Origin of the sequence: Dictyobacter aurantiacus (genome assembly GCF_003967515.1) — a bacterium.
In the GTDB taxonomy this organism is placed as follows: Bacteria; Chloroflexota; Ktedonobacteria; order Ktedonobacterales; family Ktedonobacteraceae; genus Dictyobacter; species Dictyobacter aurantiacus.
Window position 1 is genome coordinate 2,172,360 of the sequence record NZ_BIFQ01000001.1, and the last position, 16,373, is coordinate 2,188,732.

At 52.6% G+C, this 16,373-nt stretch carries 13 protein-coding genes; 4 read left to right on the forward strand and 9 right to left on the reverse strand.

Going from position 1 to position 16,373, the window contains the following annotated elements:
- Positions 1-19: 19 nt before the first annotated feature.
- The 8 genes from KTT_RS08705 to KTT_RS08740 form a co-directional block, all read right to left on the reverse strand.
- On the reverse strand, positions 20-1,168 hold the full coding sequence (locus KTT_RS08705) for an acyl-CoA dehydrogenase family protein (protein ID WP_126595609.1): 1,149 nt from the start codon (positions 1,166-1,168) through the stop codon (positions 20-22).
- 132 nt (positions 1,169-1,300) lie between these two features.
- On the reverse strand, positions 1,301-3,379 hold the full coding sequence (locus KTT_RS08710) for a serine/threonine-protein kinase (protein WP_126595610.1): 2,079 nt from the start codon (positions 3,377-3,379) through the stop codon (positions 1,301-1,303).
- A 121-nt stretch (positions 3,380-3,500) separates the two neighbouring features.
- Positions 3,501-4,355, reverse strand: a complete 855-nt coding sequence (locus tag KTT_RS08715; RefSeq protein WP_126595611.1) for a hypothetical protein — start codon at positions 4,353-4,355, stop codon at positions 3,501-3,503.
- A gap of 31 nt (positions 4,356-4,386) precedes the next feature.
- Positions 4,387-5,517 (reverse strand): MerR family transcriptional regulator, encoded by a 1,131-nt coding sequence (locus tag KTT_RS08720; RefSeq protein ID WP_126595612.1) that lies wholly within the window; start codon positions 5,515-5,517, stop codon positions 4,387-4,389.
- A gap of 276 nt (positions 5,518-5,793) precedes the next feature.
- Complete coding sequence (locus KTT_RS08725) at positions 5,794-6,831, reverse strand: aldose 1-epimerase (protein ID WP_160145751.1); 1,038 nt, start codon at positions 6,829-6,831, stop codon at positions 5,794-5,796.
- Positions 6,832-7,155: 324 nt separating this feature from the next.
- Positions 7,156-8,067, reverse strand: coding sequence for a carbohydrate ABC transporter permease (locus tag KTT_RS08730; protein WP_126595614.1), 912 nt, complete (start codon positions 8,065-8,067; stop codon positions 7,156-7,158).
- 28 nt (positions 8,068-8,095) lie between these two features.
- Complete coding sequence (locus KTT_RS08735) at positions 8,096-9,034, reverse strand: carbohydrate ABC transporter permease (protein WP_126595615.1); 939 nt, start codon at positions 9,032-9,034, stop codon at positions 8,096-8,098.
- Positions 9,035-9,181: 147 nt separating this feature from the next.
- The gene (locus tag KTT_RS08740; RefSeq protein WP_126595616.1) at positions 9,182-10,561 is read right to left on the reverse strand and encodes an ABC transporter substrate-binding protein; all 1,380 of its coding nucleotides are present in this window, start codon (positions 10,559-10,561) and stop codon (positions 9,182-9,184) included.
- A gap of 1,052 nt (positions 10,562-11,613) precedes the next feature.
- Here KTT_RS08740 and rplU point away from each other — a divergent pair.
- The 4 genes from rplU to KTT_RS08760 all read left to right on the forward strand — a co-directional run bounded on the left by rplU (position 11,614) and on the right by KTT_RS08760 (position 14,487).
- Positions 11,614-11,955, forward strand: coding sequence for a 50S ribosomal protein L21 (gene rplU, locus KTT_RS08745; RefSeq protein ID WP_126595617.1), 342 nt, complete (start codon positions 11,614-11,616; stop codon positions 11,953-11,955).
- A 35-nt stretch (positions 11,956-11,990) separates the two neighbouring features.
- The gene (rpmA, locus tag KTT_RS08750) at positions 11,991-12,311 is read left to right on the forward strand and encodes a 50S ribosomal protein L27 (protein WP_126595618.1); all 321 of its coding nucleotides are present in this window, start codon (positions 11,991-11,993) and stop codon (positions 12,309-12,311) included.
- 278 nt (positions 12,312-12,589) lie between these two features.
- Positions 12,590-13,573, forward strand: a complete 984-nt coding sequence (locus tag KTT_RS08755; RefSeq protein ID WP_160145752.1) for an ABC transporter ATP-binding protein — start codon at positions 12,590-12,592, stop codon at positions 13,571-13,573.
- Positions 13,570-14,487, forward strand: coding sequence for an ABC transporter permease (locus KTT_RS08760; protein WP_126595620.1), 918 nt, complete (start codon positions 13,570-13,572; stop codon positions 14,485-14,487). The genes KTT_RS08755 and KTT_RS08760 overlap by 4 nt, the downstream gene beginning before the upstream one ends.
- Before the next feature lie 55 nt (positions 14,488-14,542).
- On the opposite strand, the gene KTT_RS08765 is transcribed toward KTT_RS08760, so the two are convergent.
- Positions 14,543-16,195, reverse strand: a complete 1,653-nt coding sequence (locus tag KTT_RS08765) for a hypothetical protein (protein WP_126595621.1) — start codon at positions 16,193-16,195, stop codon at positions 14,543-14,545.
- Positions 16,196-16,373 lie beyond the last annotated feature (178 nt).

Below are 16,373 nucleotides of genomic sequence, written 5' to 3' on the forward strand. Positions count from 1 at the left end.
GCGGACGCGAGGTCCGAACCTATGGGCGGAGGTTGCCCAGCAGGTGACGCGCGATGACGATGCGCTGGATCTGGTTGGTGCCCTCGAAGATCTGGGAGATCTTGATGTCGCGCATGTAGCGCTCGACGGGATAGTCACGGACATAGCCAGCCCCACCCAATACCTGCACGGCATTGGTCGTCACCTCCATCGCCATATCGGTAGCAAAGCATTTCGCCATCGAGGCATACATACTGGCTGACTCACCCTTATCCATCTTGTAGGCAGCTTCATAGACCAGCAGACGGGCCGCCTCGATCTTCATAGCCATGTCGGCCAGCATAAACTGGATGCCCTGAAAGGCGCCAATGGCGTGACCGAACTGCTGGCGCTCCTGGGCATAGGCGCAGGCTACGTCAAAGGCCGCCTGCGCCACACCGACCGCGATCGCACCAACATTGACGCGGCCACCATCCAGAGCCGAGAGGGCCAGCTTGAAGCCCTGACCCTCTTCACCGATACGCTGCTCCTCGGGTATCAGGCAGTTCTCGAAGAGCAATTCACGCGTAGGAGAAGAGTGCAACCCCATCTTACGTTCGCGCTTTCCAAAGGAGAAGCCGGGACAACCCTTCTCTACCACAAAACTGGTAATGCCAGCGGACCCGCTACCCACGCTATTGCGCGCCATCAATAAATAGATATCGGCCTCGCCGCCATTGGTCACCCACATCTTGGAGCCATTGATCATATAACCATCGGCCTGCTTTTTCGCCTGGCACTGCAGGCTGGCCGCGTCCGAACCGGAACCAGACTCGCTGAGCGAGAAGGCTCCAAATAGCTCACCTTTGACCATACGCGGCAGCCAGCGTTGCCGTTGCTCCTCGCTGGCGAAATGTGAGAGCGCACCAGCCACCATATTATGTACCCCCAGACCGACGGCGGTCGCCATATCGCCACGAGCCAGTTCTTCATAGACCAGGGCGCAGGACTGGCGATCCAGCATAATGCCACCATAGTCTTCAGGGACGGTCATACCCAGCAACCCTAACTCGGCCATTTTGACAAATACTTCACGGGGGAAATAATCTTGCTCATCCCACTGCTCGGCATGCGGGGCAATTTCCTGGGCGGTAAAGCGACGCACCATGTCGCGAATATCCGTTTGCTCTTCATTGAGATCGAATTGCATTGAATGTGCTCTCCTTGTTTCTTCTTTCATCCAGCATCAAGCACGCGATTTTCAGCAGCCATCACACGAGACCACTCATCATACATAGACGTAGCATATGTTATCAGAATATACAAAGAAAAAGAAGCGGTTTTACCTGGCTTGCCAGACCTGGATGGTGCGGTCAACGCCAGCGGAGGCAATGCGACTACCATCGGGAGACCAGACGACGCTCTGGATGTAGCCACTGTGCCCATGATAGCTGTACGTTTCTTTTTTGGCGGCGATGTTCCAGAGATGAACCAGTTTGTCGTTGCCGCCAATAGCCAGGTGCTCTCCCGAAGGAGACCAGGCCAGCGTATTTTTGAGGGTCGAACTATCAATCTTCACGTGGGTGAGGGAATAGCCACTGTGAGCGCCATCGATGCGTACATGATAATCGCTGCTAGCCGTAGCCAGGTAACGGTTGTTTGGTGACCAGGCCAGGGCAAGCACGTTTCCGCTGTAGCCGCGCAAGACTCTCTGACTGGGTGCAGGGAAAAAGAGGGAGCTCAAAAACGAACGCTTCTGCTGCACACGACCAGGCTCCCAGATGCGTACACAATTGTCGTCACCCGCCGAGGCGATCAGGTGGCCATCGGGTGACCAGCCCAGCGTATTAACGGAAGCGGTATGCTCCTGATAGGTTACGCTGACATCATGGGCCGCCTCCCGCGCCTGCCAGATCAGTACCTGCGTATCCTGGCCCGCCGATGCCAGCGATTGACCATCAGGGGACCAGGCAACAGTCTTCACGGCTCCACTATGTTTGTCAAATACATGCTCTGTCTGGCCCGTCAGTGGCTGCCATAGGCGCACCGTATGGTCGTCAGAGGCTGAAGCAACCATCTGACTATCCGGCGACCAGCACACGCTATTGATGCGCTCAGTGTGTTTTTTATAGGTGAGCAGATGTTTACCGTTGGCGGCATCCCAGATCTGTACCGTCTTATCATAGCTAGCCGAAGCCAGGTACTTGCCATCGGGCGACCAGGCCAGGGATGTAATACGGGTGAAGTGTCCCATACAGACATAGAGCATGTTAGCCTGCGGAAATACCTGGGGCGGACCCGTACGCCGGGGGGCACGTTTGCCGGTCGGCGTTTTAGGGACCATAGGCGGCGTCTGATATACCGCCATAGGGGATGGCGTGGTGGCATCCACCTTTGGGGGCAACGGAGCCAGAGGTATGGGGGCAGGCATCTGTGACGTGCCATTTAAAGTCATACGCGGCAGGGTCTGTCCCAGTGTATACTGCATGGTCACAGCCTGCAACTGCTGACGCACCTGGGCGATATCGGCGGGCCGCTTGCTAACATCCACACTGACCATACTCATCACCAGGGTTGTCAGGGGCGCGAGCCGCTCATCCTGCAGGTGCAGCTGCGAAAACTGAAACGGCGTCTCCGAGGGATCCTCACCCGTCAGCAACTGGTGTAGCGTCGCTCCCAGACTATAGATGTCTGCGCGTGTCGTGGTCTGGGACTTGCCATACTGCTCAGGTGGCGCATAGCCATACGAGCCCAACGCGGTCGTATCCTTCTCCTTGCCGGGCGTAAAATTACGAGCGATACCGAAATCGATCAGGTAGAGGTGACCGGTAGAGGTCAACATAATATTGGCGGGCTTCAGATCGCGGAAGATGATCGCTGGCTGGCGCGTATGCAGGTATTCGAGCACCCCGCACAGTTGCAATGCGATATCCAGCACCTTCTCAATGGGTAGCTTCGCCCCGTTCAGACGCTGCAATCGGTCCTCCAGCGTCTCCCCATCGATAAAATCCATCACCAGGTAGGAGCGGCCACCTTCCATGAATTGATCATAGATGCGGGGAAGATTGGGATGGGTCAGGCCGGCCAGCAGCATCGCCTCGTGCTTGAAGGAGGCCAACGCCTCCTCCAGTTCTTTCGAATTCAGGCTGCTCTGGCTCATCTCCTTAATAGCCACCAGGCGGTTGCCAAACTCCAGATCCGACGCCTTGTAGACCGCGCCGAAGCCACCGCGCCCCGCCTGCCCCAGGATCAGATAACGCTGCTTCAGCATCGCCTGTGCCGTCAACAATCCAGTCGGGGTTGAACTATGCGTAGGGGTGTCTGGAAGATGCAGCGGCCGTCCACACGCCCGGCAGAACTGGGCCTGCTCGCGATTGGCGGCGCCACAATTATCGCAAAACACATGAGGTGAAAGTGCCATCAAACTCCCAATAAAAACATTTGTACCAGATTCAGTGATCCTCAAGTAAGGTAGTACAAATGCATCAGCATTGTCAAGAGGAATGCCGCCACAATACCTTTTATCGCTATAAACCTCAGCGCTAGATCAAAAGGAAATCCTCTTTCTGACGCGTAAGACAGAGAATAAACTGATAGAGCGCGAACAGCTCAATCGCGAACGGCAGGTAGCCCAGATAGCCAAGCAGAGGCATCTCAAAAACCTTCCAGAAGCCAACGTAGGGGACCGTATAATACCACTTGGGCAAGGAAAAGTAGTTCCACATCTCCCAGAAAAAGCCGCAAAAGAGGGCCCCAAATGGCAAAATCATAAAGTGCCAGCGTCCGGCCGCGATATGAGCAAAGATCGATTTACGCCCCAGGTAGTTATTGAGCGGATCAAGCAGAAAGGTCACACTGAACCAGATAAGGGCGAAGCAGTAGTGAGGATAGAGCCAGGGAAGGATAAAGCAGGCGATCCCGATCAGTTCCAATAGCACAAAGGCCAGCAGCGGCAGGCGCCCATAATGCTCATCCATGGACAGCTTCAGTTGCAGCGGTCTAAATGTCGAAAGGAACTCGGTGGTTTCCAGCACGGCTGGCAGCACTGTGCTGAAATTGATGCTGGCCAGCACCGTAAACATCAAGGGAGTATATGGATGATCTACAATATAGTGCCAGTTTTGAACCGCGCTATTGAACCATTCAAAGATCCACCAGAAGACACAGGACGTAATAAACAGAAAAAGGTAGCGCCAGCGCATTCGCTGCAGCAGAGAGGTGCCATGGCGCATGACAACCAGAGCATCCATAAAGAGGATATAACCCAGCCAGAGTAGAAAGAACAGATAGACACTGAACGGCTCAAGATGGAGCCACGAACCGATCCAGGCCAGTATACAGAGCACAAAAGCCACAAAACCATACCAGGGAAAAGACTGGTGATACCGTGATTTCACAAAATTCTCCCCTACGACAAGACTAAAACTTTTATTTTTTTACAGAAGCCTCCAACACAACCGATTGTATGTGGGTTGTAATCTCATTCAAATCCCCATGCATATACATACCTTCGGGGATCAAATTTTTTGGATGTGGAAATTGCGCGAACGCCTGTCCACCGTAAATCAAGAGCGGTCGTGGATCAGGCATAAGTTGTAGCTGTCGCCCCAGACTCATCAACGCGGGCAGATAGGCCGGCAACGTCAGAGAAAGGCAGATAGCCGCGGGAGAGACTTTTTTAGCGGTATGCAACAATCCAGTCGTCTCAATGCTCTGTCCTAGGTAGATTACCCGTACGCCACGGCGGCGCAGCAAGAGCGACAACATCAAGACAGATAATTCATGTGGTTCACCTGGAGCACAGCAGGTAATCACAAGCGGTCCTGTGCTCGGGCCACGCGTCACGTGAAACATATTTGTCAGCACGGCGCGAAAGAAATTGCTGGCGAAGTGCTCAACCGACACCGTCAGATAGCCTTCCGCCCACAGATGGCCGATATCCCACAACGTAGGCATAATCAGCTCGCTACACACCTGCTCAACGGCGTAGAAAGAGAGCATAGAGCCCATCAAGACCTGAGCAGCCTGTTCATCCATATCCTGAAAGATCTCAATGAGTTGCGCGCGCGCGACCTGCATACTGTAAGCTTCTGGATATCCCCTGCCCACCTTCAGAGTTTCGGACTGAAAGGCAGAGAGAGAGTCGCCGGGCGCTTCGCGGCCGACACGAGCGAGTTGATCGACATTAGGCTCAGGTGGATTCAATGCTACCTGGAAAGAAGGGGTAGCAACCTCAAAATATGTATCGACATCCTCTTCTTCTGTAGGATGGCGCTGTTGCTCCTCTAGATGGCGAAAAAGGGCCACAGCATGGCTGATCGACATGCCGCCATCGACACACTCTTTCAACCAGTGAATCAACGCGATATCGCGTTCTGAATAGAGGCGATAGGCATTGTTAGCGCGCTCGGGCTGCAACAGTGAATAGCGTCTCTCCCAGGCCCGTAACGTCGGCGCAGGAACGCCCGTTTGCTGCACAACCGCTTTTGTATTAAAAACTGGCTGATCCGAATATTGTTCTAAACGGGGCCACTCCATCGACCCATCATAGGTGGTCATACTATTCTCCGCTGATACAGACACACATCATTCAAGCCAGGATTCCCATCCACAGGCATCTAAACGGACAAAAATACGATATTGCGTCACACCATAACATATGATACCCCTGCGGTCCAGGCTTTGCACAGGTTTTGTTAAATCTCTTTTGATCTTATCATAGACGTATTTAGCAGGTAGAGCGGGTAGAAAGGTTAGCGGGACCAATAAATTTGTAGGGACCGTGACGTTGCCCCGATTCCTACAAATTTATTGGTCCCGCCTATACGGCCATCCTTAGCTAAATTTTACGTGATACTTCAGGGTACCCTGGAAGGATGCGCCCGGCTGCACTTCCAGAAGGTGGGCCATACGACGGCGCTCCTCCCCCTGATTATGCAGGTTGATTGCATCGGTCGAGCAGGTCTGGTGCTCCAGGCAGAAAAAGTTATCTTTTTCCGTGGCCGTATAGATGACCGAGTGGGTGAAGTCGTCGGTGGCAGAGATGTGCAGCTGCAGGCCATGCTGGCGATAATCGATGATGGCAGGGGTACCGCGCTGCAGGTCCATGTACACATGGTCAAGCTTCAGGTTACCCACAGGGACCGGTTCCCGCAGATCAAACATGGAATACATGGTCCCGCTCACATCCAGGAGCCGGCCCGTTGGCAACAATTCCTCGTCAGCCTCCATCACGGTGGCGGCGGGCAGGCTCACATACGTATCCTGTCTGCCCGAGAGAAGCGAAAAGTAAGGATGCAGGGCAAAACCGAAGGGCAGCACCTGCTGTCCATTATTCTGGACCTGGTACGTAATGTGTACACCATCCCTGCTTAACGTATAAGTCAAAGAGAGGCGGCTATCAAATGGATAAGCTTCATACCAGTGATCGCTCTCTTTATTGATATCTACATACGTAGTCACACTCGCGGCATCCTGCTCCACGACCGGCTGTTCATAGCGCCACTGGCGATCATAGACCAGGCCGTGAATCAACACGTAATTTCCCAGCGGTCGGTCCACATCCACTAGCGAATAATCATGTCCCTGGTATGAATAGCGCCGATCGCGTATGCGGTTCGGCAGGGGCCAGAGCACAAAATCGCCAGTAAAAGCCATCTGCTTCAGCAGATCGCGCTCGCAGTAGATAATCTCGTGCTTCCCCACGCGGAAGCGATACAGATTGCTTCCCAGGTCCGGCGCGATGCTAATGCTCATGCTGCGTGCGGGATCGCGCGGGTCCTCATATGTCAGCGACAGAATAGTTGATGCCAGTTCCTCGTCATGGCTGATCTCCGCTGAGAAGGGGTTCTGATTATTATGTTGTGTTGTCATAAAATATCCTCTATACATTTTTCACTACGGTATCGTAAGGATTCTTCACTATCTTACCACCAGCCAATAATCAAACGTCTACACAACCATACGTGATGTTGCGGCAGGTGCGCGATCGCGCACCTGCCGCAACATCACTACAAAGAACGTGTCTTACACTCATGATCATCACCTGCGGCACTCCTGAGCTTTCGCACCTGCGGCGCTCACGCGCCCCTATGGTGACGGGAGTCAGACACATTCAAAATAAAATCAGGATAGCCAGGCACGTGCCTGGCTATCCTGATGGTAAAAGGGGGAGTGGGCGCTAGCCCCCTTCCACAGCTATGACTTCAAGCCAGTCATAGCAATACCCTGAATGATGTAGCGCTGAGCGAGAATGTAGACGATCAGCACCGGCACGACCGCGATCACCGAACCGGCCATAACCATGGTCCACTCGGTAGCGTACTGGCCACGGAACTGATTGAGCATCAGCGGCACTGTAAATTTGTCTGAGCTGTTGAGCATAATCAACGGCATAAAGAAGCTGTTCCACTGGGCCAGGAAGGAGAAGATGCCCAGGGCGGAAAGCGGCGCGCGGAGCAACGGCAAAATGACCCGTATATAGATCGTCCAACGATTCGCGCCATCAACGATGGCAGCCTCTTCCAGCTCATGTGGAATGCCCATGATAAACTGGCGCATCAGGAACACGCCAAAGGCGCTAAACAGCGCGGGCGGCACAATCAACGACAGATGGGTATCCAGCCAGCCGAGATATTTCATAGTCATAAAGATCGGGATAATGGTCAGCTGGAAAGGGATCATCATTGTGGCCAGGAAGAGCACAAAGATAAGGTTGCGGCCGGGGAAATTGATGCGTCCAAACGCATAGCCGGCCATAGAGCAGGTAACCAGTTGACAGGCCACCACAATCACCGCGATATAGATACTGTTAAAGTAAGCCAGGTTAAAGGGCAGAGCATTTAACGAATCGGGGTAGTTGCTCCACACAAAGGGATTGGGGATCCAGACCGGGGGATCACTAAACGCCTGGCTCGTGTCCTTCAACGACGTCAATACCATCCAGATAAATGGCGACGCCATAATGATGGCCCCGATAATCAGCAGAATATGGAGAACAATGGTAAAAAGTTGACTATTGCCCTCTCTCCTTTTACGCGCTGGTAGCTGGCTGGTGCGACCAGAAGTAGTGCCGCCAGCCACGTCGCTATTAACAGTTTCTTGCAACATATGCGTACTCCTCTTTTCCGTACATGCTCTATACGTCGTAGGTGACCCAGCGGCGCTGGAACCCGAGCTGAAGCAGTGTCAGCACTAACAGGATCGCGAACAGGATTACGGCCGCCGAACTGGCTTCGCCAAACTGGTTTTGCTCAAAAGCCAGGTGGTACATGTGATACACGATCGTATAACTATCTTTACCCGGGCCACCACCAGTCAACACGAATGCCTGGTCAAAAACCTGGAAAGAGCTAATAACCGACAGGACAGTGGTAAAGAAGAGGGTAGGAGTGAGCATTGGCAGCGTCACGCCAAAGAAGAGCTGCAAGCGATTAGCACCGTCAATGCGAGCAGCTTCGGCGTATGTTGCCGGAATACCTTGCAGGCCAGCCAGGAAGATAATCATATTAAAGCCCAGGCTGCTCCAGATGCTTAGCAGGGCGATCGAAGGAAGAACAAAACGGGAATCAGTTATCCAGCCAGGTCCGTGAATATGAAACCAGTCCTTGAGCAGAACATTGATCAAGCCGAAATCACTGTTGAGCAGCCAGCCCCAGATCACCGCCACGGCCACGCTACTGGTAACCACCGGCATAAAGTAGATCACACGATAGACCGTTTTGCCACGCACATTGTTGAGTCCCAACGCAGCCAGCAGCGCCAGAATCAACCCACCCGGTACAGTCAGGATAGTGTAATACAGAGTATTCCACAGCGCAATATGCAGGTCAGGGCTGTTAAACTGATCAATATAATTCTGAAAGCCAACAAATGTGAAGGCACCCAGCCCATCCCAGTTGTTGGCGCTATATACGAACACCATAATGAGAGGAATTAATGCAAACGCCACAAGTCCAATCATTTGAGGAAGAATGAAGAAGTAACCCCAGAAGGCTTCACTCATCTGACGTCGGCGCAAGTTATTCCTTGATGACCCTTGTTTAGCCACCCCAAGCGAACTGACTTGATACTCCATGTCTCGTACCTTAACCCCTATGTTTTCAAGAGACTGCGAGGGAAAGCAGCCTGTGGTGAAGATGGTGAGGGAAATAGCCTTGTCAAAAAGGCTATTTCCCCACATACACAAAGTAGATGTGTACCGCTCGTGAACAGTATTACCAGCTTACTGGAGTTTGTCCTGGGCGGCTTTAATACGGGGATTGGCCATGGCAGCGATACCGGCGAGCGCGGTGGTAACGTCTTTACCTTGCAGCCAGACTGGATCGAGGGCGGTTTGGATGTCACCCGGCAGGCCAGGGGCGCTACCCTCAGCCGGAGGAAGACCATAGCCGATGTTACGCGCATCGAGCAGGAACTTGGCGTGTTCAGGAACACCGCCTTCCGTGACCACTTTTTCTGTATCAGTAGATTTGATTGAAGGGACGGCGTTACCACCACCATGCAGGCGGAACGTCTGGCCGTCAGCCGAGACAAAGTTGGTGAGGAAATCAAAGGCCTGGTCCTTCAGTTTGGTCTTCTTGTTGATGACCATATAGGCCAGGGCCACCGGCGCGGGAGCGATGGTGCCGGAAGGAGATGGGAAGGGTACGCAGTCGTACTGCAGGCCACCGGCAGATTTGAACTCTGGCAGATCCCAGCGGCCAACCGAGATAAAGCCGACCTGGTTACCGATGAAGTTCAGATCCGAGCCCTGGCCCTTTGGCAGGGTACCAGCATAGACGATGGTCTTCTGCTTTGTCTGCTCGGCCAGCCACTTCATGGCATCCAATGACTTGGGGTCTTCGTGGACGATAAAGTTGCCATAATTATTGTTGTCATAGAGTTTACCACCATTGGAGGTACACCAGGCCCAATATTGCATATCCCAGGCATCAAGGATGAAGCCCTGCTTGCCGCTGGCATGGATCTTCTGGATCATCTCCTGGAAGGCATCACGCGTCCACTTGTTCTGCGCATAGAGATCGGTGGGCATATCTTTGATGCCAGCATCGGTCAACACTTTCTTGTTGAACCAGAGCAGCAGAGGATTGCAGTCTACAGGCACACCAAAGATCTTTCCGCTCTTGGTTTTGGCAGCGCCCCACAGGCCAGGCAAGTAGTCGTCAGCAGACTCTTTACTCTTTGAGCTGGAGAGCAGGTCGTTCAGCTGCATAACCGTCTGGTTCGCGACCAGCTTGGCGATGTCGCCATCACCAACATAGAATACGTCCGGCGCATTACCACCATTGAGCTCGGTCGTGATTTTGGTAAAATAGTTGTTGTTGGCCGAGGGGACGTAATTATAGTTCACATTGGTGTTGTGCTTTTTGTTGTAGTCTTCGGTGAAAGCTTTAAAGCGTACCAGCTCACCGGTATTGGCCCAGTTGGACCACGTAATCGAGGAACTGGAGCCACCGCTACCACTGCCGCCGCCGCAGGCCGCGACAAAGGCCTCAACGCTGGCGAGAGAAACACCAAGCCCGACGGCCCGGTTAATAAACGCACGCCTACCAATCTTACCGCTCAGGAAACTTTGAACGAGGCTTTGCTGAGGATTGCCCATGATGATACCTTCCTTTTATTCCTTCTTTGGAACCAAGAACATTGATGCATTAACGCATCATAAACGATACCAGACCGACATAAATAAATGCAATCACGCTACAGCTGCAATTGAGTATAAAAATACATCTGAGATACAACTCAGATGTCACTCTATTTCGGACAAGAGTTGCTTATAGCTAGAATTGGACTATAGCTCCACAAACTAGAGTCACAATTATAACCCGGTTGCAGATGCCGCAAGAACTTGTCCATATGTAGCGCAATCGATCATCAATTTTAACAAAAACCGCTTTTGTACTGCTATACGCCAGCATTGGCGTATACTAAATTCAACATTCCTAGAATACATAGAAAAAGGTTAATCAAATACTATGTATCTATGGAAATCGTGTATGCAAAATTTATAACTGAAAAATTATCATTTGTCAATACGAAGGGTGCAGTATTTCAAAAGAAAGGTTTGATGTTTCTCTTTGATAAACCCTGCTGCCAGCACGATTGACAGATAATTCGGCCCTTACGGATGGGGCAGATTGCCGCTATTTATTTCATCCTCAGGATCAAATCTAGTTATATTTGCACGTGACTGCGTCCGCAGATATTATTACCTCCTTATAATCATAGACTTATCAATAGTTTGTTTTCGGACAATATTGACACCAGTTTTTTCGCAATGCGAAAAAACTGGTGTCAATATTGTCGGGAAGAAAAGAATGGTAATTGTCCCGCGATATCGCTTGACAGCACGGATAATCACTGCTATCATGTGGAAGCACAAATGACAGTGGTATTCCTATGTCTAAAAGTGCATAATCACCCTCAAGAGCCTCACACACAATGTGTGTGTCAGCCCCCTACGCTGAATGGCCAGTGGTGTGTATCTATATACTGAGCCAGGATGTCGGCTAAATTCAGCCTGACGCATCTTTCAGTCAAAATCTGAGACAAACGTCCAGGAAACAGGAACTGTTCAGAATGGCGAGCCACCCATGCCTTCTACGTATCCTCCTGGATTTAAGCGTAGGGACCTTATTAAGGAGAAATAAAAGCATGTTTGCAGTCATTAAAAGTGGTGGACGGCAATACAAGGTTTCCGTAGGCGATAAGCTTGAAGTGAACCGACTTGCAGTCGAAGAGGGCGCGCAGCTCCGCATCGGCGAGGTCCTGTTGATCTCTAACGGCGATAACACATTCGTCGGCGCCCCATTTGTAGAAAAAGCTGAAGTGCTGGCAACCGTTGAAAGCCACACTCGCGGCGAAAAATTGATCGTTTTCAAATACAAATCCAAAAAGCGCTATCGCCATCGCCGCGGCCATCGCCAGGAACTGACCGTTCTGCGCATTGACGATGTTTTCGCTGAAGGCAAGAGCCTCGTTTCCAAAGAGAAGTAATCAGGTCCAGAGGCGTGTTAACGGAGGATTAATTCATGGCACATAAAAAAGGTATGGGTAGCTCTCGCAATGGTCGAGATAGCAAACCTAAAATGCTTGGCGTCAAGCGCTTCGATGGTCAGCTCGTCACCGCTGGTAGCATCATTGTGCGCCAGCGCGGCACCAAAATTCGCCCGGGCGTCAACATCGGCGTCGGTCGTGATCATACCCTGTATGCACTCACCGACGGCTATGTGAAATTCGGCCACGCGAACCGCGAGCGCCGCGAGGTAAGCATCGTGAGCGAGTTTCCCGACCGCCCCTCGATTGCCGAGCTGTTAGCTGGCGCGGAAGCAGCGGTTGTAGCCGCCGAGTAGGTCTTCCCAGGCAGAACAAAAAAAGAAAGCCCTCCAGTCGTAAATGACTGGAGGGCTTTCTTTTTGTCTATATTTACAGCCTATATCTCACATTCCGATATAATTGAGACAAATTTGCGACAATTATATAACATCTTCGCGACAATAACGGCTTATACTCTTCCTTATAAGTGTGCAACGCACTGGTATCCTTCTTTTTATATGCACGCTATGGCCTATTAAATACACGCATTTCTATTAATAAAGATTGAAATTACATGAAAGGGACGATCAAGCACATGGCATATGGACCTCCCGCGATACCCGTGACACAGCGTTCTCACGGCAGCCTGTCTCGTTCAGATGAAGTAGTATTGCGCACGAACAACCTGAGTAAACAATATAAGCAGCGCATAGCCGTCAATAACCTTAGCCTGGAAGTTCATAAGGGTGATATCTTTGGCTTCCTGGGTCCCAATGGCGCCGGTAAAACGACGACCATCCGTATGGTACTGGGATTGATTACACCGACTTCGGGCAGCATTGAGATCCTGGGCAAGGAGCTAGCCCACCATCGTTCACAGGTTCTTCCCCGCGTGGGCGCGCTAATTGAGACGCCCGCCCTCTACCTCTATATGTCTGGACGTGACAATCTGCGAGCCGTTGGCTCCGTCCTGGGTGGTGTCTCCAATAAACGTATCGATGAAGTACTCGAACTGGTAGGGCTCTCGGCCCGTCAGAAGGATCGTGTCCGCACCTATTCACTGGGTATGAAACAGCGCCTGGGCATCGCCATCGCCTTGCTCCAGGACCCGGGCCTGGTCATTTTGGATGAGCCCGCCAATGGACTCGATCCCGCCGGCATCGTAGAGATGCGCGACCTGATGCATCGCCTCTCGTCCGAGGGCAAGAGCGTGCTGATCTCCAGTCACCTGCTCACCGAGGTGCAGCAGATCTGTACACGCGTGGCGATTATCTCTCAGGGCTCCCTGGTTCGGGAAACCACCATTGAAAATCTGATCCGGGGAGATGGCGAATTTAGTGTCCAGATGGAAAATGCGGCTGCTGCCCTGCAACTGCTTCAAAAAGAAGCCTGGGGAAAGGGGGCATACATTGATCCAGAGGGAACTCTGGTAACGCCGGCGCCCGAAGGGAAAGGACGCAACCTGAATCTTTTCCTGGTACAGGCGGGATTCGTGCCGGATACACTGACACCTGCAACCAGGGACCTGGAAAAGATCTTCCTTGAATTGACGAATAGTGGCTCAGGAGAGATAAAGTGAGTACAGCAATTATGACAAGCGAGGCGGAACGGACACAGCTCCGGGCCTCTACCCCCAGCTTTTTCGGCATTGTCCGTGGCGAATTATTGAAGATGTCGCGCCGCTGGTCAACCTGGATTCCACTGGTCCTGGTCGCTATGTTTCTGTGCGCTGGCACACTGGTAAGGCTCTTGAGTAGCAACTTAAAAGAATATATCACCGCACATCCCCTAGACTTCATGTACAGGGAGATGGAGAACGGGCTGGCATTTATTCAGATCTTTACGGGGCTCTACTTTCTGGTGCTGGTGGCATACGTCATTGGCCTGGAATATCAAATGGGCACCATTCGCGTGCTGATAGCACGTGGCGTAGGCAAGTTGACATTACTGGCGGCCAAAGTGACCAGTGTTTTGATCATGGCTGCGCTTGTTATCATTGCCTCATTACTGTTGACGTCGGTAATGATCTGTATCGTGCTGCAGGCGAAAGCCGGAAACCTGGATGCCTTAAAAGCGTTGAACGCTCAGTTCTGGTCAGATAGCGGTCTCTATCTGCTCACGGTCTTGATCAGTACCGTGGTAACAATCCTGCTCGGTACCATGTTCAGCGTGCTGGGACGCTCACTGACGATCGGTTTAAGCGCCGGCCTGGCCTGGTTCCCGGTCGATAATATTGGCGCCCAATTTCTTCGCCTGGGCTATCTGATCACCCAGAATGACATCTGGAAAAATGTGACTGCCTATTTCCTGGGACCCAACTTGAACGTCATGGCCAGCCAGGTCATGCCTGCCAGGCTACAGGTCGAGGCGGTTGGCATCCCTCCACTGGTCAAGGTTGATGGTCCCCATACCCTGTGGGTAGCATTGGTCTATGGCCTGATCTTTCTCGTGGTCTCCATCGCACTCACAGTCACACGCGATATCAAAGAATAAATCTGCCGCAAAAAAGCTGAGAATGCACGCTGCGCATTCTCAGCTTTTTTGTTTGCTATTTTGTGACGGGCTGCGTGGCAGTTGACGTCGGCGTGCCCTGCTGCTGTGGCGTACCAGTCGCCGTTGGCGTAGCTACCGGCGACGGTATGCTCTGCTGCTGTGGCGTACCAGTCGCCGTTGGCGTAGCTACCGGCGACGGTATGCTCTGCTGCTGTGGCGTACCAGTCGCCGTTGGCGTGGCTACCGGGGTTGGTGTGCTCTGCTGCTGCTTACCTGTAGCTGGCTGCGTAGCTACTGGCGTTGGTGTGCTCTGCTGCTTATCTGTATCTGGCTTCTTCGCCGGCTGATTCTGGTCCTGCTTGCCTTTCACGGGTCGTGTGCCGACCAGAGTGGCGTCGACGGTGATATTGCCCTGCATGGTCAATTTGATGGGACTCTGCAGACCCAGCAGACCCTGGCAATTCAGACCACCAGGTCCCCAGCTGCCGTTGAAGCGCTGCGCCAGGAAGGTGAAGAGGTTATTGGCCAGCAGGGGATCGGCCGAAGGCTTCTGGATGGTCATGGCCTTATCGGCGAAGATACGCGAGGGGGCATTGTCCAGGAAGCTCAGACAGTACTGCGCGGTATTGGCATTCGCCAGGCTCTGGGCCAGGGGCTGATCAACGCCGGCACGATACAGGTTTACCTTGGCCAGGCTAGAGTTGTCTCCAACTTTAACCATAGGATCACCGCTGGGAACCAATGCCACTGGCGCCGCCTGGTGGGCCGCCGCCTGCAACTCGTTAAGAGGCAGGGCCGGTACAGTATGACCAGGATTGGCAAGGTCAGGAGCAACCCAGGAACGACAGTTGAGCGCGCTATCAAGGCCGAGCGAGAGCAAGCCGTTATCACTACCATTGGACAGCAGGGTACCCTGCGGCAGCTGGCTCGCAACCGCATCGGTATGCTGCGCCATGTGCCCGGTAGCAGGATCAATAATGTACTGAGTCGTGACGTTGTCGCTCTGGTCCATGTCAATCAAGCTAAAATCCCGCACAGTAGGACAGGTCATACCATCACTGGCCGTACCCAGATCCGGTACAGTCAATTTACCGCTCGTGATAGCCTGATTGGCAGCATTGAAAAATGCCGATGCATTACAATAGGCGAACTGACCAAAGATGGAATCGGCCAGACCATTGACACAATTGCTGGTCTGCAGATTCTGCTTGTCTCCGCGCAGGGTCAGATTGTCGCCATTAAAGCCAAACCAGAGGCCAACAACGGCGCCCGATGGCAGTTTAGGCACAACAGGCGCGACGGCTGGCTTATCCCCACGATCGACGACCAGGGGATTATAAATAGAGATCTGGTTGGTCTGAGGATCAAAAATAGCGCCCTGGACAAACGCGGCCTGCTTGAGATTATTCTCGTGGCATGCTCCTTTGTCGCGGTCGGTTGCCACCAACTGATAGGGGGTGGCCAGTCCCTGTGCCGTTAAGGGTTGGGACGGCACAATCAATGAGCAATCTCCGTTGACCGCGGCAACGCTCTGTGCATGGGATGAAAGCGCCGGACGCAGCAGGAGCAGAGCGCCTGCTCCCACAATAAGAAGTAGGGAGAGCAATGAACCCACTACAGCAAAAGGTGAGACGCGGCCCATCCGATCTGTTGGCACCCCTTTACAATAAAGGCGGCTTTCAGGTGATTTGTTGTTCATCTGCATCACATATCACTCTCTTCTATCCAGGATTTCCTGGGTACTTCGGGCACGCATCCCTGCGATAGAAGATAGAGGCGCGTAAATCTGTCTTCCAGTTGTACAGATGAATACGCGTAGCCCTCGTTGACAGTGCGCCATCCTCATAATGCGTATTGAAACCGCTACATCTATTTTTAATAGCCCT